14 protein-coding genes are annotated in these 17,160 nt (G+C 72.2%); 9 read left to right on the top strand and 5 right to left on the bottom strand.

All coding sequences use genetic code 11. The features are described from left to right. The first annotated feature begins 102 nt into the window (after positions 1–102). The 7 genes from gap to ACFXOA_RS24750 all read left to right on the top strand — a co-directional run bounded on the left by gap (position 103) and on the right by ACFXOA_RS24750 (position 10,426). Positions 103–1,101, top strand: a complete 999-nt coding sequence (gene gap, locus ACFXOA_RS24780) for a type I glyceraldehyde-3-phosphate dehydrogenase (RefSeq protein WP_385032578.1) — start codon at positions 103–105, stop codon at positions 1,099–1,101. Between the two features lie 441 nt (positions 1,102–1,542). After that, complete coding sequence (locus ACFXOA_RS24775) at positions 1,543–4,071, top strand: Pls/PosA family non-ribosomal peptide synthetase (RefSeq protein WP_385032575.1); 2,529 nt, start codon at positions 1,543–1,545, stop codon at positions 4,069–4,071. Between the two features lie 4 nt (positions 4,072–4,075). Beyond that, positions 4,076–6,553, top strand: a complete 2,478-nt coding sequence (locus tag ACFXOA_RS24770) for an amino acid adenylation domain-containing protein (protein WP_385032572.1) — start codon at positions 4,076–4,078, stop codon at positions 6,551–6,553. A gap of 29 nt (positions 6,554–6,582) precedes the next feature. Next, a complete protein-coding gene (locus tag ACFXOA_RS24765; protein ID WP_385032569.1) occupies positions 6,583–7,590 on the top strand; it encodes a TauD/TfdA family dioxygenase in 1,008 nt (335 codons plus the stop codon). Continuing rightward, positions 7,587–8,657, top strand: a complete 1,071-nt coding sequence (gene sbnB, locus ACFXOA_RS24760; RefSeq protein WP_385032566.1) for a 2,3-diaminopropionate biosynthesis protein SbnB — start codon at positions 7,587–7,589, stop codon at positions 8,655–8,657. Before ACFXOA_RS24765 ends, sbnB begins: the two co-directional genes overlap by 4 nt. Before the next feature lie 63 nt (positions 8,658–8,720). Then, a complete protein-coding gene (gene sbnA, locus ACFXOA_RS24755; RefSeq protein WP_385032563.1) occupies positions 8,721–9,761 on the top strand; it encodes a 2,3-diaminopropionate biosynthesis protein SbnA in 1,041 nt (346 codons plus the stop codon). Between the two features lie 206 nt (positions 9,762–9,967). Next, positions 9,968–10,426 (top strand): TIGR03618 family F420-dependent PPOX class oxidoreductase, encoded by a 459-nt coding sequence (locus tag ACFXOA_RS24750; RefSeq protein ID WP_385032560.1) that lies wholly within the window; start codon positions 9,968–9,970, stop codon positions 10,424–10,426. Positions 10,427–10,455: 29 nt separating this feature from the next. Here ACFXOA_RS24750 and ACFXOA_RS24745 read toward each other — a convergent pair whose 3' ends face one another. The 3 genes from ACFXOA_RS24745 to ACFXOA_RS24735 all read right to left on the bottom strand — a co-directional run bounded on the left by ACFXOA_RS24745 (position 10,456) and on the right by ACFXOA_RS24735 (position 13,040). Next, the gene (locus ACFXOA_RS24745; RefSeq protein ID WP_385032558.1) at positions 10,456–11,220 is read right to left on the bottom strand and encodes a polysaccharide deacetylase family protein; all 765 of its coding nucleotides are present in this window, start codon (positions 11,218–11,220) and stop codon (positions 10,456–10,458) included. Further along, positions 11,214–12,080: a DMT family transporter gene (locus ACFXOA_RS24740; protein ID WP_385032653.1), complete on the bottom strand. Its 867-nt coding sequence runs from the start codon at positions 12,078–12,080 to the stop codon at positions 11,214–11,216. The genes ACFXOA_RS24745 and ACFXOA_RS24740 overlap by 7 nt, the downstream gene beginning before the upstream one ends. Positions 12,081–12,230: 150 nt before the next feature. After that, complete coding sequence (locus ACFXOA_RS24735) at positions 12,231–13,040, bottom strand: SDR family NAD(P)-dependent oxidoreductase (RefSeq protein WP_385032555.1); 810 nt, start codon at positions 13,038–13,040, stop codon at positions 12,231–12,233. 157 nt (positions 13,041–13,197) lie between these two features. Between ACFXOA_RS24735 and ACFXOA_RS24730 the strand changes: the two genes are divergently transcribed. Together ACFXOA_RS24730 and ACFXOA_RS24725 are read left to right on the top strand one after the other, a co-directional pair. Next, on the top strand, positions 13,198–14,307 hold the full coding sequence (locus tag ACFXOA_RS24730; protein WP_385032552.1) for a galactosyldiacylglycerol synthase: 1,110 nt from the start codon (positions 13,198–13,200) through the stop codon (positions 14,305–14,307). Positions 14,308–14,354: 47 nt separating this feature from the next. Next, positions 14,355–15,260: an NAD-dependent protein deacetylase gene (locus tag ACFXOA_RS24725; protein WP_385032549.1), complete on the top strand. Its 906-nt coding sequence runs from the start codon at positions 14,355–14,357 to the stop codon at positions 15,258–15,260. A 64-nt stretch (positions 15,261–15,324) separates the two neighbouring features. Here ACFXOA_RS24725 and ACFXOA_RS24720 read toward each other — a convergent pair whose 3' ends face one another. Both ACFXOA_RS24720 and ACFXOA_RS24715 read right to left on the bottom strand, forming a co-directional pair. Beyond that, complete coding sequence (locus ACFXOA_RS24720; protein WP_385032546.1) at positions 15,325–16,398, bottom strand: glycerophosphodiester phosphodiesterase family protein; 1,074 nt, start codon at positions 16,396–16,398, stop codon at positions 15,325–15,327. Positions 16,399–16,589: 191 nt separating this feature from the next. Then, on the bottom strand, positions 16,590–17,147 hold the full coding sequence (locus tag ACFXOA_RS24715) for a pyridoxamine 5'-phosphate oxidase family protein (protein ID WP_385032543.1): 558 nt from the start codon (positions 17,145–17,147) through the stop codon (positions 16,590–16,592). Between the last annotated feature and the right edge of the window lie 13 nt (positions 17,148–17,160).

Genomic DNA, 17,160 nt, shown 5'->3' with positions numbered 1-17,160 from the left:
GCGACGGCCCTGGCGGGATCCTTTTGAACCATGGCGATCCGGCCACTGTTCGGCCTCGGTGACCACGGGTGACCCTGGTGGCGAAGGAAAGGGACAACACACATGACTCGCATCGCCATCAACGGATTCGGCCGCATCGGGCGCAATGTGCTGCGCGCACTGCTGGAGCGCGACACGACCCTCGAGATCGTCGCCGTCAACGACCTGACGGAACCCGCCACCCTCGCCCGACTGCTCGCCTTCGACAGCACCGCCGGCCGGCTGGGGCGTCCGGTCGCCGCCGACGGGAACACCCTCGTCGTCGACGGCCGGCGGATCACCGTCCTGGCGGAACGGGACCCGGCCCAGCTGCCGTGGGCCGAGCTGGGCGTCGACATCGTCCTGGAGGCCACCGGGCGTTTCACCTCGGCGAAGGCCGCCCGCGCCCACCTCGACGCGGGGGCGAAGAAGGTGCTGGTCAGCGCCCCGTCGGACGGTGCCGACGTCACGCTCGCCTTCGGGGTCAACACCGACGCCTACAACCCGGCCCTGCACACGATCGTCTCGAACGCCTCCTGCACCACCAACGCGCTCGCGCCGCTGGCCGCGGTCCTCGACACCGTCGCAGGGATCGAGCACGGGTTCATGACGACGGTGCACGCGTACACGCAGGAGCAGAACCTGCAGGACGGTCCGCACCGGGACGCCCGTCGTGCCCGCGCGGCGGGCGTCAACATCGTGCCCACCACCACCGGCGCGGCCAAGGCCATCGGGCTGGTGCTCCCGGACCTCGACGGCAAGCTGTCCGGTGACTCCATCCGCGTGCCTGTGCCCGTGGGTTCGATCGTCGAGCTCAACACGACCGTCGCCCGCGAGGTGACCCGGGACGAGGTGCTGGCGGCGTACCGCGCGGCGGCGGACGGACCGCTCGCCGGCATCCTCGAGTACTCGGACGACCCGCTCGTGTCGTCGGACATCACCGGCAATCCGGCGTCGTCGATCTTCGACTCCGCCCTGACCCGCGTGGACGGCCGTCACATCAAGGTCGTCGCCTGGTACGACAACGAGTGGGGCTTCTCGAACCGGGTGATCGACACCCTCCAGCTCCTCGCCACCGGCTGACCGGCCCCAGGGGGCCGTGGAGCGCAACGCCCGCGCGGGTGCCGCTCCACGGCCTGTACGCCGCCCGGCCGGCCACGGGAACCGGTGGACATCGGTGGACGCCGGCGGGCATCGTCCGGCCACCGCGGCGGCGGTACGGGGCGAGGCGGCGGTCCCGCCGGCTGTACGCCCCGCCGGTCGTCCACGCACCGGTAGCGAATGCCTGAACTTCTTCATATATGGGCAAACCTTCGCCCCGTCGGTCCCGAATGCCCTGTAGAGAGTCCGCGAGCGGCTCACCACTCACCTCGAGCCGCTGCCGCGGGACGCAGAGCATCCAGCCCCGGATCCGCTGCCGGGCCCGTCCGGTCCGGCCGTGACCTCCGCTGCCCATGGTGCGGATCACCGCACCCGTCGGCGGGCGGGCCCGGGACACCGAGGGACCGGTGCGAGGGAGCCCCCATGATCAGCAAGCAGGTCGCCACCTGCGCTCCTCCCGGGACGGGAGGACCGGCGGGCCCGCCGACACATGCCCCCCGCACGGCCGACGCGGAGGAACCGCTCGCCCGGCTGCTGGGCGAGGTCATGCACCTCGACCACGTCCCGGCCGGCAGTCACTTCTTCGACGACCTGGGCGCCGACTCGCTGGTGATGGCGCACTTCTGCGCCCGGGTCAGGAAGCACCCCGGTCTGCCACCGGTCTCGATGAAGGACGTCTACGCGCATCCCACCATCGGCTCGCTGGCCGCGGCGGCGCAGGCGTCCCGGGAGCCGGCTCCGGCCGCCCCGCCGCCCGCCGCACCACCCGGGCCCGCGCCCGGGCCGACGGGCCGGGCCAGGTATGTCCTGTGCGGCACGATGCAGTTGATCGCCTTCCTCGGTTACTCGTGGCTCGTCGCCCTGGCCGGCGTGCGGGGCTACGAGTGGATATCGGCCGGGGCCGGCCTTCCGGCCGTGTACCTCCGCTCGGTCGTCTTCGGCGGAGCGGCGTTCCTGGGGCTCGCCGCACTGCCCGTCCTCGCGAAATGGGTGCTCCTCGGGCGCCGGCGGCCCGAGCGGATCCGCCTCTGGAGCCTGCTGTACTTCCGCTTCTGGCTCGTGAAGACGCTCGTGCGGTCCAACCCCATGGTCCTCTTCGTGGGCTCGCCGCTCTACACCCTGTACCTCAGGGCGTTGGGTGCGAAGATCGGCTCCGGGGTGGCGATCTTCTCCCGCCGGGTGCCGTCCTGCCCCGATCTGCTCACCGTCGGCGACTCCACCGTCATCCGCAAGGACGTCCTCTTCCCCTGCTACCGCGCCGACGGCGACCTGATCGAGACGGGTCCCGTCACCATCGGGAGGGACGCGGTCGTCGCCGAGGCCTCGGTGCTCGACACAGGGACGTCGCTGGGTGACGGCGCCCGGCTGGCACACGCCTCCGCGCTGCACAGCGGGCAGAGCATCCCGGCCGGCGCGCACTGGCACGGTTCACCGGCGGAACCCTCGGGCGCGGAGTACCCCGTGGTGGGGGCCGCGGTCTGCGGCCCGGTCCGCCGGGCGGTGCACAGCGTCGTGCAGCTGCTCACCGCGCTGCTGGTGTATCTGCCCCTGGCCGTGGGCGCGGCCGGCATGCTGCTCGCGGAGGCCCCGCAACTCGGGGCGGTCCTGGAGCCGGGGCCCACCATCCTCACGAGCTGGGAGTTCTACCGCGACGGTCTGGTGATCACCTTCGCGTTCGTCTTCGTCGTCATGCCGCTCGGACTGCTCGTGCTCGCGATTCTGCCGCGCCTGCTGGGCCGGGTGATCACACCGGATCGCGTGTACCCGCTCTACGGCATCCACCACGGGGTGCATCGCGCGATCACCCTGATGACCAACCGCCGTTTCCTCACACGCCTGTTCGGCGACAGTTCCGCCGTGGTCCCCTACCTCCGACTGCTGGGCTACGACCTCTCCCGGGTCGAGCAGACCGGCTCGAACTTCGGGACCGAGGTGAAGCACGAGTCGCCGTTCCTGAGTTCCGTGGGCACGGGGACGATGGTCGCCGACGGCCTGTCGGTCAACAACGCGGAGTTCTCAAGCACCTCCTTCCAGGTGTCCCGTGCCGCCATCGGACCGCACAACTTCCTCGGCAACAGGATCGCCTACCCGTCGCGGGGCAGGACGGGGGCGAACTGCCTGCTGGCGACGAAGGTCATGGTCCCGGTGGACGGGCATGTCAGGGAGGGTGTCGGCCTGCTCGGTTCACCGAGCTTCGAGATTCCCCGGTCGGTGCGACGGGACAGCAGCTTCGACCGCATGAAGAGCGGCGAGGAGCACTCCAGGGGCCTGGCGGGCAAGAACCGGCACAACGGGGCCACGATGGGCCTGTACCTGCTGGTCCGCTGGATGTACGTCTTCGTCGTCAGCCTGGTGGTCTCGGGCGCCGCCGAGCTCTACACCTCGGTCGGTGCCACGGCGGTGGCCCTGGGCAACGTCCTGGTCGTGCTCACGAGCGCCGCCTACTTCGTCGCGGTGGAGCGGGTGGTCACGGCCCTCCACCCGCCGGGCCCCCTGTTCTGCTCGATCTACGATCCCCGCTTCTGGCAGCGCGAGCGCTACTGGAAGGTTCCGTCGGAGACGTATCTCCGGGCCTTCGACGGGACGCCGTTCAAGACCCTTCTCTGGCGCCTGCTCGGCGTCCGTGTGGGACGCCGCGTGTTCGACGACGGATGCGCACTGACGGAGCGCCGGATGGTGACCATCGGCGACGGCGCCACGCTCAACGCCGGCAGCGTCGTCCAGTGCCACTCGCAGGAGGACGGCGCGTTCAAGTCCGACGCCTCCGTCATCGGCGCGGGCTGCACGCTCGGGGTCGGGGCCTTCGTGCACTACGGCGTCGCGGTCGGCGACGGGGCTTCGCTCGCGGCGGACTCCTTCCTGATGAAGGGCGAGACGGTCCCGCCGCACACGTTCTGGGGCGGCAACCCCGCCCGTCACATCGGCCGGGCGACGCCCGGGGCGAGGAGCTGACACCATGGGCACCCGCGTACCCACCCCTGAGGCGTACTGGCGCGACGTCCTGCTGGCCGGTGCCCCGGCCACGGTGAGTCCCTGGACGTCCGCTCCGGCAGCCGGCACCGCCGTGGTCGAGGCCCGCATCCCGGAGTCCCTGGTCAGGGACCTGCACAGGACGGCCCGTGCCATGGGGGTCTCCCCCACCGCGCCGGTACTCGCCGCTCACACGAGGGTGCTCTCGGCCCTCTCCGGCGACCCCGGCGTCACGACCGGCTATGCCGTCGGCGAGGACGCGGGGGCACTGCCCTGCAGGCTGGACACCGACACCCGCTCGTGGCGCTCGCTGATCGGACGCGCCGACCGCGCGGAATCGCAGCTGCTGGCCAACAAGGACTTCCCCGTCGACTCGCTCCGCGACGAACTCGGCCTGCCCGCAGCGGGACCCGAGGTGGTGCTCGATCCGACCGGCGCGGAGGGCGGCCTCGGGGACGCCGTCCTGCGGGTGGCACTCGCCCGCCGCGCCGGCGGCTCGGTCCTGCGGCTGCGGTACAGCACGCGTGTACTCGACGAGGGAAGCGCGAGCAGGATCGCCGGGTACCACCTCACCGCCCTCGGACTCATCGCGGGTGATCCCGACGCGGCGCCCGGGCGCCAGAGCCTCCTGTCACCGGGCGAGCTCCGGCATCAGCTCGAAGGGCTCGGCGGGCCTCGTCGCGATCTTCCGGATCTGCGCTTCCACCAGCTGTTCGAGCGGCGGGTACGTGAGCACCCGGACGCCGTCGCGGTGGTCCATGGTGAGAGGCGGTGGACGTACCGTGACGTCAACATCCGGGCGAACCGGCTGGCACACGCTCTGCTGAAGGCCGGGCTGCGCCCGCAGGACGTCGTGGCGGTGGTGTCGGAACGGAGTCCGGAATGGCTCGCCGCGGTCATCGCCGTCCTCAAGTCCGGCGGCGCGTACCTGCCGGTGGAGCCCCGTTTCCCGGCCGAACGCGTCGCGGCCATGCTCGCCCGGGCCGGCTGCCGTCTCGTCCTCCGGGAATCCGGCGTTCCCTGGACACCGGACACCTCGCCGGAATCGCCGGACGTCCGGACACTGGACATCGGAACGGTCTGCGAGGGAGACGGAGAGGAGACCGATCCAGGGGTGCAGGTCGGCCCCGGCGATCTCGCGTACGTCTTCTTCACCTCCGGGTCCACCGGGGAGCCCAAGGGCGCCATGGTGGAGCACGCGGGCATGCTCAACCACCTCCTCGCCAAGACCAGGGATCTCGGGATGCACGAGGACGACGTGGTCGCGCAGACCGCGCCCCAGTGCTTCGACATCTCGCTCTGGCAACTGCTCGCGCCCCTGATGACCGGAGGGCGCACACTCCTGGTCGGTCAGGAGGCGGTGCTCGACGTCCGGCGGTTCGTCCGCACTCTGGCCGAGGGCGGCGCCACCGTGCTCCAGGTGGTCCCCTCGTACCTCGACGTCGTCCTCTCCTTCCTGGGGCGTCATCCGTTTCCGCTGCCCCGTCTGCGCTGTGTCTCCGTCACCGGTGAGGCGTTGAGGAAGAGCCTCGTCGAACGGTGGTTCGAGGTCATGCCCGGAGTGCGGCTGGTCAACGCCTACGGGCTCACGGAGACGTCCGACGACACCAACCACGCCGTTCTGGACCGGGTTCCGGACACCGAGGTCGTGCCGCTCGGCCGTCCGGTCGCCAACGTACGCGTCTACCTCGTCGACGAACACCTCTCACCGGTCCCTCTGGGCGCCCCCGGCGCGATCGCCTTCTCCGGTGTCTGCGTCGGCCGCGGTTACATCAACGACCCCGAACGCACCCGGGCCGCGTTCCTTCCCGATCCGCACCACCCGGGTGAACGGCTGCATCTGGGAGGGGACTACGGCCGCTGGCTGCCCGACGGGAGTCTGGAGTTCCTCGGCCGCCGGGACTCCCAGGTGAAGATCCGCGGGTTCCGGATCGAGCTGGGTGAGGTGGAGAGCGCCCTGCTCCGGGCTGACGGTGTCTTGGACGGCGCGGTGGTGGCCGTCGACGGCCCCGGGCACGGCCGGCGCCTGGTCGCCTTCTGGACCGGTGCACCCGCCCTGACCCCGGAAGCCCTGCGCGAACGGCTGAACAGCACCCTTCCCGCCTACATGGTCCCGTCGGCCTTCCACCGGAGAGCGACTCTGCCGCTGACCGCCAACGGAAAGACCGACCGGCGCCGACTGGCCTCGCTGGCCGGGCGCCTGGAGACGGCCGCCGAGGGCGAACGCGGCGACTCCCCCCGCACCCCCACGGAGAGGCGGCTGGCCCTGGTCTGGGCCGAGGTCCTGGGCGTCCCCCGGGAAGCCGTGGGGCGGCGGGACGACTTCTTCGCCCGCGGAGGCACGTCGCTGTCCGCGGTCCGGGTTGCCGTGGGCATGGACCGGGAGCTCACGCCGAAGGACCTCGTCCGCCATCCCGTCCTCACCGACCTGGCGGCGCTGCTCGACACACGTTCCGGCCGATGACATCCACTCACCATCCGAAGGAGGCCCACATGTCTTCCACCGACACCACCATCCGTCCGGCCGCTGCGGCGCACGAACCCGGACGTCCCGCGAAGCTCCGCCTGCCGGAGAGCGCGGACCCGGCCGACTGGGTCGCGCGGCACCGGGACCGGATCGGTGAGGCCCTCGCCGAGCACGGTGCGGTCCTGATCCGCGGACTCGGTCTGCGGACCGTGGAGGACGTCGGCGCGGTCCTCGGCCAGACGGGCGCCGAGCCGGTGACGGAACGGGAGTCCTTCGCCCCCAGGCTGACCCACTCCCCCGGCGTCCACTCCTCGTCGGCCTGGCCGCCGAACCAGCCGATGTGCATGCATCACGAGCTGAGCTACACGCTCGGCTTCCCCGAACTGCTCCTCTTCGCCTGCCTCGACGAGCCGACCAGCGGCGGGGCGACCGGGCTCGCCGACGCGTCGGCCGTCCTCGAAGCCCTTCCACGGGAACTGACGGAGAGGTTCGAGCGGGAGGGCTGGCTCCTCACCCGCAGCTACAACGGCGAGATCGGGGCGACGGTCGACGACGCGTTCGGCACCGACGACCACGACGAGGTCGAAGGCTACTGCCGGGAGCACGCCATCGACTGCGACTGGCAGCCCGACGGCACCCTGCGCACCCGGCAGCGGCGCGACGCCGTCATCACCGACCCGGTGAGCGGCCGCCGCTGCTGGTTCAACCAGATCGCCTTCCTGAACCGGTGGACGCTCGCCCCGGAGGTGGCCGAGTACCTGGTCGACGAGTACGGAGTCGACGGGCTGCCGTTCAACACGTGGTACGGCGACGGCGGAGCGGTCGAGGAGGACGTCGTCCGCACCGTCAACGAGGTCTACGAGGAGCGGACCGTGCGTGAGCCCTGGGTGGCGGGTGACCTGATGCTCGTCGACAACGTCCGTACGGCTCACAGCAGGGAGGCGTACGAGGGACCGCGCGAGGTCGTCGTCGCCATGGCCTCGCCCAACCGGGCGGCGGACCACTCGCCGGTGGCCGAGGTGGGGCCGCGATGAACACGGACCACGCGGGCGCATCGGCGCCGTACGCCACCGCGCAAGCCGTCGTCCCGCCGTTCGCGGTGATCTCGGGCCGGCAGGTCGGACACGCCCTCGAAGGACGTGAGAAGGAGATCGTCGAGGTGGTGGAAGCCGCCTACCGGCTGCACGGTGCGGGCCGGACGGTGAATCCGCCGTCCTCCTTCCTCCGCTTCCCCGACCGCCCGGCCTCCCGGATGATCGCCCTGCCCGCCTCACTGGGTGGTGACTCGCCGGTGGACGGCATGAAGTGGATCTCCAGCTTCCCTGGGAACGTGATGTCGGGGGTGCCACGCGCGTCGGCCGTGCTGATCCTCAACGACCCGGTCACGGGTTACCCGTTCGCCTGTATGGAGAGCTCGATCATCAGCGCGACGCGTACGGCCGCGTCCGCGGCATCGGCGGCCGACCGGCTCAGCCGGGGCCGGCCGCGACCGGCCCGGGTGGGGTTCTTCGGGACCGGCCTGATCGCCCGGTACATCCACACCTTCCTCGAGGGGTCCGGCTGGACCTTCGACGACGTCGGTGTCCACGACCTCTCCCCCGGGAGCGCGGCCGGTTTCCGGGTGTACGTCGAGCAGTCCGGCAGTGCGGCGGCGGTCACCGTGCACAACGATCCGGAGGAGCTGATCCGCACCAGCGATCTCGTGGTCTTCGCGACCGTGGCCGGGCAGCCGCACGTCGACGAACCGGAGTGGTTCGCCCACAACCCGGTGGTGCTCCACATCTCGCTGCGTGACCTCTCGCCGCGGGTCCTGCTGACCGCCACCAACATCGTGGACGACATCGAGCACTGCCTGCGTGCCTCCACCTCACCGCATCTCACCGAACAGCTCACAGGTGGCCGGGACTTCGTCCACGGCACGCTGGACGACGTGATGGCGGGACGGGTGACCGTACCGGGTGACCGGCCCGTCGTCTTCTCGCCCTTCGGGCTCGGTGTGCTGGACCTGGCGGTGGGGAGCTTCGTGCACGACCGGATATCCCGAGCCGGTGAACTCCGTTTCGTCGACGACTTCTTCCACGAACGGAGTCGCTACGGATGACGCAGCGCGTCTGGATCCGCCGCCCTGTCCGGGCGGCCGGCACAACAGGAGGAGGAGTTCGCCGTGTCAGTCATCACCGTCCCTCAGGCCTTCAACGAGCAGGATCTCTACGTCGACGTCGAGCCGGTCTTCGGCCACTCGCTCCTCCTCAAGTGCGAGGGGTTCAACTTCGCCGGATCCATCAAGCTCAAGGCGGCCGCCGAGATGGTCGCTTCCGCCGAGCGGGACGGCACCCTGCGGCCCGATTCCGTCCTGGTCGAGTCCTCGTCCGGGAACCTGGGCGTGGCGCTGAGCATGATCGCGGCGAGCAAGGGATACCGGTTCATCTGCGTGACGGACGCCCGCTGCAACCTGGCGACGCGGCTGATGATGGAGGCTCTGGGCGGCGAGGTGCATCTGGTGGGCACCAAGGAGGCCGACGGCGGGTTCCTCGCCGAGCGGCTGGCACACGTGAGGGAGCTGTGCGAGTCCGACGACCGGTGCGTATGGCTGAGCCAGTACTCCAACCCGGCCAACTGGCGGGCCCACTACCGTACGACGGCACCGGAGATCGGCCGTTCGTTCCCGCAGCTGGACGTCCTGTTCATGGGTGCGGGCACCACGGGGACCCTGATGGGCTGTGCGCGCTACTTCCACGACTGGCACCGGCCCGTCCGGATCGTGGCGGTGGACATAGCCGGGTCCGTGGCCTTCGGCGGGGCGCCCGGACGCCGCATGATCCCCGGCCTGGGCATGAGCATGCGCCCGCCCCTCCTGGACGAGTCGTACGTGGACGAGGTGGTGCGGGTCGAGGAGACCGACACCATCCGTGCCTGCCGCCTCCTGGCCAGGCGGGGTTTCCTCTTCGGGGGCTCCACCGGCACGGTGGTGAGCGGCGCGGTCGACTGGCTGTCCCGCCGGGAGACCCGGGACCTCACCGCGGTGGCGGTCGCCCCGGACCTCGGCGAGCGATATCTCGACACGGTGTACCAGGACAACTGGGTCGAGGACCTCTACGGGAGCCGGACTCTGGACAGCCCCGGTCCCGTCCCGGACCGCGGGCACGGCATGGCGGCGGCCGGGCCTCCGTCGCCCGCCCGCCCGGCTCCCCGGGAGACGGCATGAGCGGACGGGGGCGGCGGAGGGCGGCCCGGCACGGGCGGCCCTCCGGCTGGGGTACGGACCGGGGCCCGGGGCCGCCCCTCACACCGGATCAGGTGCCGGCCGTGACGACTCGGTCCTGGTCCTGTGAACGAAGAGTCACCGCTCCGCCCCACCGGCTCCCCTTTCCGAGGGGGTTCTCGGCGATCATGGTTGTTAGCCTCATCGGTATGACTGCGACGTTCGACGAAGCCGTTCGCGCCCGGTTGCGGGCACCCCACATCTGGTACGTCGGGACCGTGTTCCCCGACGGAGCACCGCAGGTCAGCCCGATGTGGGTGGACCTGGAAGGCGAGGGGGAACTCAGCTTCAACACCTCGGTGGGCCGGGTGAAGGAGGAGAATCTGCGGGCCGATCCGCGCGTCTACCTCTCGCACGCGGACGCCGTGGACCCCTTCGACCGGGTGCAGATCAGCGGTGTCGTCGCCCGGTTCGTCGAGGGCGAGGAGGCGCACGCCCACATGGACCGGCTGGCACGGAAGTATCTGGGCAGCGAGCGGTTCGAGTGGCTCATGCCGGGCGAGGAGCGGGTCGCGGTGGTCGTACGCCCGCTCAAGGTGCGGCACACCGTCGGCGTGGAGCGCTTCCGTCCCGGCGGCCCTGTCCCCGCTCCCTCGCGGCACGGCTGAACGGTCCCCGCCCACGGGGCCGTGGACACTCACCCCGAGGACGGGCCGCCGGGTGGACGTGCCGGTGCACGGCCGATTCCGTGCTCCGCCAGCGGTCCCACCTCCAGGCCGCGTCCACGGCACTCCGCGAGCAGCCGGGGCAGGGCGTCCAGCGTGGCGCGCCAGGCGCCCGGCGCGCTCCAGCCGTCCGCGTCGTGCAGGAGGACGGTGGCTCCTCCGTGCAGGTCCTCGAGGACCGACGCCTCCACCGAACGGGCGTCGGCGTGTCCTGTCCAGTCACGGCCCCACGCCGACCACAGCACGGTACGCAGTCCCGCCCGGCGGGCGGCGGCCAGCCTGCCACCCGTCAGGATGCCGTAGGGCGGCCGGTACCACTGCGGGTCCGTCCCGCAGACGCGGCGTACCGCCTCCGCGGTGCGCGTCACCTCCCGCAGATCGCGCGACGGCCGGGGAAGCCAGGGGCGGGTGTGGTCCCAGCCGTGCACGGCGACCTCGTGTCCGGCCGTCACGATCGTCCGGGCCAGCTCGGGGTGGCGCGTGAGGGAGGTACCGACGAGGAAGAAGGTGGCCTGGACCCCGTGTGTGCCGAGCAGACGCAGGAAGTGCGGGGTGCTGCCCGGGTCCGGTCCGTCGTCGAAGGTCAGCGCGACGTGGTCGGCCCGGCCCTGTCCGTCGAGCGAGGGTGCGAGCGCCCTCCGCACGGGTGGGAGCCAGGTGGCCGCGGGGCCGATGTGCCAGGCTGCCGCCGCGCCCAGCGCGCACACCGCGGCGCCCGTACCCGTGCTCCTCACCATTGCTGCGCTTCCTTCCCCGAGACCAGCGGCGACCTGCTGAGATGCACGCAGGCGTACGCGATGAGGCCGAGTGACGCCGCCTCCGGCAGGACCAGCCGCCCCAGTTCGATGCTCTCCTCGAACAGGGTGACGCCCAGGATGACGCTGAGCAACGCGTCCCCGAGGGTGAGCGCCGGCTGCGATGCGGCGAGAGACCCCGCACGCAGGGTCACCTGCAGGGCCAGGAACGAGCCCAGGCCCACGGCTGCGGCCGCGTAGATCTGCCAGGTCGCGGGCAGTTCGCCGGCTTGTCCGGACACCGTGCCGAGCCCGTCCTTGAGCAGGGCCGCGGTGAGGGCGAAGCCGACGGAGGTCACCGAACCCAGCACCGCTGCTCGTGCGGAGCCCCGCAGCCCGGCGCCCACCACCGCGAGAACGGCCGACACGGCGGCGGCGGGGGCGGCGCAGACGAGCCATCGCCCGGGTGGCACGGTGTCCGTGCCGCCGGAAGGGGCGGCCAGCAGCAGGAACGAGGCCAGTCCGATCGCCATCGCGAGGAAGGCTCCCCAGGCGCGGACACCCGGTGGCCTGCGGAAGGCCACGGCCGCGAGCACCAGGGTGAACAGCAGCTCCGTCGTCATGACCGGCTGCACCACCGCCAGCGGGCCGACCGCCAGGGCGGCGGCCTGTGCGACGCCGGACAGGACGAGCATGCCCGCTCCCCACAGCCAGGCCGGGCGCCGGACCAGACCGCGCCAGCCCTGGAGGCGGGCACCGGGAGTGCCGGGCTGCTGGGCCGCGGCTGCTCGGCGCTGCAGCACGGAGGCCGCGGCGTTGCCCGTCGCGGCGACCAGGGCCAGCACGACGCAGAGGAGGGTCACGGCGCACCGGCCGGGATCGCCGGGACGGGCGCCGCGGTTCGCCGTGGCCGTGCGTAAGGCGTGCACCACCGCTCCCCCGGCGTGCCGGCGGGGCACGTTCCCGCGGACGGTACCGGCGCCGGAGGCGCTGTCCGCCCGCCTCCGCCCCGCTCAGCCAAAGCGGGTGGCCAGTCTGTGGAACAGGTGCGGTGCCACACCCTGCAGCCGGGCGGGTACCTCCAGCCACCTCGGCACGGTGATCTCGTGCCGGTCTCCCGTGAGCGCCTCCTCCACCGCTGCGGCGACCCGCCCGGCGGCCACCGGCCGTGGCCGCGAGCGGGTGTACGGGGTCCCCCGGCGGTCGAAGAAGGGGGTGTCCACGGGGCCGGGCAGTACCAGGCAGAGGCGCACTCCCGTGCCCCGCAGTTCGTAGCGCAGACTCCGGACGAAGGGGATCAGCGCTCCCTTGGTCGCCGCGTACGCGGCCTCGCCCCGCACGCCGAAGCGGCCGGCCACCGAGCCCAGCACCACGAGGCGGCCCGACCCCCGTGCGAGCATCTGCGGCAGCAGCTGGCTGACGAGATGCATCACCGCGCAGACGTTCACATTCACCAGACGGTTCACCAGGGCGGGCGTCATGTCCGTGTAGGCGCCCGCCCAGCCGAGCCCGGCCGCGGCGACGAGGGCGTCGACCCGGCCACCGGCCGCCAGCGCATCCCCGGCGAGCCGCCGGCAGCCCTCCGGCGACCCGAGGTCCTCCGGCAGCATGCTTCCACCGGTGCGTGCGGCGACGTCGGAGAGACGGTCCAGGTCGCGGCCGTTGAGCAGGAGATCCCACCGGCCGCCGGTGGAGAGGCGGTCCGCGACGGCGGCGCCGATGCCGGACGAGGCGCCCGTGATCAGGGCGACGCGCCGGCCGGTGGACGGGCGTCCGCCGGGGTGGGCACCGGGTGTCCCGCGGTGTGGGGGGCTCGCACGCATGGACCTTCCGTCCTCCGGGGGCGCCGACGTCCTGTGTTCCATTCCGGGCCCGGAGCCCCGCCGAACCGTGCTGCCCCATCCTTCATGCGACCGGCGCACGGGCCCGCGGCCCGGACGCGATGTGGCGCGGCGGCCGGGGCGGGCGGAACATGCAGGGGTGAGCGGGTTTCTGGTGATCAGCGCGAGTATGGGTGCCGGTCATGACGCGGTCGCGGCCGAACTGGCACGGCGGTTCAGGGCGGATGGGCACCGGACCACGTCCCTGGACCTGCTGGATCTTCTGCCCGCCGGGGCCGGTCACGGGCTGCGCGCCGGGTACCGCACCGCGCTCCGGCACTTCCCCTGGGCGTACGAGGCGGTGTACTCGGCGTTCTTCCGCGAGAGCGGTCCCGGCGGTGGCCGATGCTCCTGGGCGGCGGACACCGGTCCGCTGGCCGCGTGCCTCGCACCGCGACTGCGCAGGGCCGTCGAGCGCGGGCGCCCCGAGGCGATCGTCACCACGTTCCACCAGGGCGCGCAGGTCACGGGGCGGATGCGGTCGGTGATGGGAGCCGGTTGTCCGCCCTGCACGGTCGTCGTCACCGACTTCGCGGTGCACCGTCAGTGGCTCCACCCGGGCAACGACCTGTACCTCTGCATGACGGGCACCGCCGCGTCACGGGTCCGGGCGGCGACCGGCTGCCCCGCGAGGGTGTGCGGCCCGGTCGTGCCGGTCGAGTTCAGCGCGCCCGCGCCGGCCCGACGGGACGGTACGGGGTCCCGGTGGTCCTGCGAACTGGCCCGACGCGGCGCCGGCCGCCCCGCGGTGCTGTTGTCGGCGGGCGCCTGGGGTGTGGGCAGGGGGCTGACGGCGACCGCTCTCCTGCTGGCCCGCGCCGGGCACCTTCCGGTGCTGCTGTGCGGGAGGGACGAGAGGCTGCGCGCCCGCGCCGCCGGGCTCCCCGGCGTCCTGGCGCTGGGCTGGGTCCAGGACCTGCCCGCGCTGATGGGGGCGTCGGCCGCCCTGGTGGACAACGCGGCGGGTCAGACCGCCGTTCAGGCGCTGGCGGCCGGGGTGCCCGTGGTCGGCTACCGGCCGATCCCCGGGCACGGCGTCGAGGGCGTGCGCGCGATGGCGGCCGCGGGCCTCACCGAGTACGCCGCCGACGAACCGGCCCTGCTGCGCTCGCTGGAACGACTGACCTGTCCAGGACCCGAGCGGGAAAGGCGGATCGCCGCCGGGCGGGCGGTCCTCGGCGCGGACGCGGCCCGGATGGCGGCCCGCTGAGCCCGGTCGCTCCGGCCCGGGTGAGGAGTGTTCCGTACCCTGGTGTCATGCGTATGCGCCCCACCCTGAGCTGGACCCCTACCGGGGACCCTTCGCCGGGGACCACGGATCTCGAGCCGCTCACCGACGCGCTGGCGTCCGGAGGCGTGCTGGTGCTCAGCGGCGCGGGCATGTCGACAGAGTCGGGCATCCCGGACTACCGGGGTGAGGGCGGAAGCCTCAGCCGGCACACGCCGATGACGTACCAGGACTTCACCGGTGGCGTCCAGGCGCGGCGCCGGTACTGGGCGCGCAGCCATCTGGGCTGGCGGACCTTCGGCCGGGCCCGGCCGAACGCGGGGCACCGGGCGGTGGCCTCGTTCCAGCGGGAGGGCCTGGTCTCCGGCGTGATCACCCAGAACGTGGACGGACTGCACCAGGCGGCCGGCAGCACGGACGCCGTCGAACTCCACGGGAGTCTCGACCGGGTCGTCTGCCTGTCGTGCGGGGCCCGCAGCCCACGGCGTGAACTGGCCGGCCGGCTGGAGGAGGCCAATCCGGGCTTCGCTCCGGTGGCGGCCTCGATCAACCCCGACGGTGACGCCGACCTCACGGACGAGCAGGTCGGGGACTTCCGCGTCGTCGCGTGCACGGTCTGCGGCGGCGTGCTCAAGCCCGATGTGGTGTTCTTCGGCGAGGCTGTTCCCCCTGAGCGGGTCGAGCACTGCCGGAGCCTGGTCCGTGAGGCCGGGACCCTGCTGGTCCTCGGCTCCTCGCTCACGGTGATGTCGGGGCTCCGGTTCGTCCGCCAGGCGGAGCAGGCCGGAAAACCGGTGCTGATCGTGAACCGCGATCCGACACGAGGCGACCGGCACGCCCGTGTGCGGATCTCCCTTCCTCTCGGCGAGGCGCTCACGACGGTGGCCGGACGTCTGGGGGTCACCGTCGGCGAAGCGGCCACCGGGAGCGGGTGAGCCGTGACGGCCGGGCCCGGTGGAGATGACGCCCCGGGGGCGCGCCACCGGGCCGGGACCGTCCTCAGTGCCGTGGCGCCCGGTACGACACGGGAAGGCGAAGACCCCTGTCGGCCATGATCTCCCGCACGCGGTCGGGGTAGTCGGTGATGATCCCGTCGATGCCCATGTCCATGAGCGCCTCGATGGTGGCGGGGTCGTCACAGGTCCAGGGGATGACCTCGAGCCCGCGCCGGTGCGCGTCGCGGATCATCTGCCGGTCGGGGTAGAAGCGGAATGAGGGGTCCGCGACCGTTCCGTTCTGGGGGAAGCCGTAGTTGGGCGACAGGGCGGTGACACCGGGGACGGCGGCGGCGGCCCTGACGAAGTCTCCGTCGTAGTCGTCGGCGTCGATGCCGCCGAGCCAGGGAGAGGCTCCGGGCTTGCCCACCTGGAGGAAGTCGTAGTTCGTGAGCGCCACCAGCGGATACGAGGGGGCGAGCCGGTGCATCTCCCGCAGAGCCCCCCAGTCGAACGACTGGACGGACACCTGACGCTCGATCCCCGACCGGTGGATCTCCTCGAACACGCGGCGGACGAACAGTTCGCGCGGGGCGGTCTGCTCAGGTGCTCCGGCTTCCACCTTGGTCTCGATGTTGAGCTCGACCCGCTTGGCCCCGTAGCTCTTCACCAGGCCCAGGACGTCCTTGAGTTCGACCATGCGGAAGCCCGGTACCCGCTCCTGCTCCGGGTGGCCGGGAAGCTGCTGGAAACCGCAGTCCAGGGTTCTGATCTGCTTGAGGGTCAGGTCCTTGACGTACTTGCCGACGTACGGGTACATCGGGTCGCCGGAGGTGAGCGGACCGGTGTCCACGCACTTCTGGGCGCTGATCTGCCGGTCGTGGTTCACGACCACCTTGAGGTCCTTGGTGACCTGGGTGTCCAGTTCCAGAGTGCTGACACCCAGACGCAGGGCCTTGCCGAAGCCCTCGAGGGACGACTCCGTGGTGAGCCCGAGGCCGCCGCGGTGGGCCTGCAGGTCGAACGCCGCCCGGTGGGCGGGCCGGTGCTCGTGGGAAGCGGTGGCTGCCTGCGCGGACGTGGGGACCGCGAGTGCGGGAAGGAGAGCCAGGCCGGCGACTGCGTGCCTCAGGGACATGTGTGCCTCGTCTGTTGCGTGTAGCGGGACACGGCGAAGCCAAGCCCGTGGATCCGGCCCCCGGAGGGACCGGACATGAGGACCTCGTGAATCTCCGTGGAACGACCGGTCCCGGGTCCGGCCCCGGACCCGGGACGTCGGGGACGGACCGCCCCGGGGCCGCCCGTCCACCCAACGCGGAGAGGCCGCGCTCAGAACGTCCACCGGGTGTGGGTGTAGACGCCGTCCTTCCTGCCGAAGCCGTACGCCGTCACGGGCGCCAGCGCGAAGACGATCGCGCTTCCCGTCCGGAACGAGTCCCCGATGCCGTGGAAGGTTCCCTCGGGCGAGATGATGTGCTCCCCGTACTTCGTCTCGTGGGCCGTGATCACCCGTTCCAGCTCCGCCGGATCGGAGACCTGCTCCGCGGTCCCCTCGACGACGATGTCGAGGCCTTCGCCGAGGTCGTTCCTGCCCGTCGTCAGCGCGCAGTGTCCGTCATGGGCGAGGTTCCTCGCCTTCTGCTCCTCGGGTCCGGTGGAGAAGTACAGCGACCCGCCGTGCCAGGCAGCGATCACCGGGGTGACGTGAAGACGCCCGTCGGGCCGCACGGTCGAGGCCCAGAAGATCTCGGCGGCCTCCAGCTGCCGCCGTGCGTCGGCCCAGTCGGTCGCGGTGACGTCCGCGGCACCGGGACGGGGCCGGAGAGCGGAGCTGTAGCGGGCGTCGAGCTGGGCCGTCGGCCGCCGTGGGGAGTGCTGTTCGGGCATCGCGGTTGCCTTC

It is taken from the genome of Streptomyces sp. NPDC059166, assembly GCF_042755185.1.
In the GTDB taxonomy this organism is placed as follows: domain Bacteria; phylum Actinomycetota; class Actinomycetes; order Streptomycetales; family Streptomycetaceae; genus Streptomyces.
The sequence above is the reverse complement of the archived record's forward strand: the minus strand, read 5'-3'. Positions and strand labels throughout refer to the sequence as shown.

Coding starts and splice junctions, on each gene's coding strand:
- gap (WP_385032578.1), top strand. CDS start 103: ATGACTCGCATCGCCATCAACGGATTCGGCCGCATCGGGCGCAATGTG.
- ACFXOA_RS24775 (WP_385032575.1), top strand. CDS start 1,543: ATGATCAGCAAGCAGGTCGCCACCTGCGCTCCTCCCGGGACGGGAGGA.
- ACFXOA_RS24770 (WP_385032572.1), top strand. CDS start 4,076: ATGGGCACCCGCGTACCCACCCCTGAGGCGTACTGGCGCGACGTCCTG.
- ACFXOA_RS24765 (WP_385032569.1), top strand. CDS start 6,583: ATGTCTTCCACCGACACCACCATCCGTCCGGCCGCTGCGGCGCACGAA.
- sbnB (WP_385032566.1), top strand. CDS start 7,587: ATGAACACGGACCACGCGGGCGCATCGGCGCCGTACGCCACCGCGCAA.
- ACFXOA_RS24750 (WP_385032560.1), top strand. CDS start 9,968: ATGACTGCGACGTTCGACGAAGCCGTTCGCGCCCGGTTGCGGGCACCC.
- ACFXOA_RS24745 (WP_385032558.1), bottom strand. CDS start 11,220: ATGGTGAGGAGCACGGGTACGGGCGCCGCGGTGTGCGCGCTGGGCGCG.
- ACFXOA_RS24735 (WP_385032555.1), bottom strand. CDS start 13,040: ATGCGTGCGAGCCCCCCACACCGCGGGACACCCGGTGCCCACCCCGGC.
- ACFXOA_RS24725 (WP_385032549.1), top strand. CDS start 14,355: ATGCGTATGCGCCCCACCCTGAGCTGGACCCCTACCGGGGACCCTTCG.
- ACFXOA_RS24720 (WP_385032546.1), bottom strand. CDS start 16,398: ATGTCCCTGAGGCACGCAGTCGCCGGCCTGGCTCTCCTTCCCGCACTC.
- ACFXOA_RS24715 (WP_385032543.1), bottom strand. CDS start 17,147: ATGCCCGAACAGCACTCCCCACGGCGGCCGACGGCCCAGCTCGACGCC.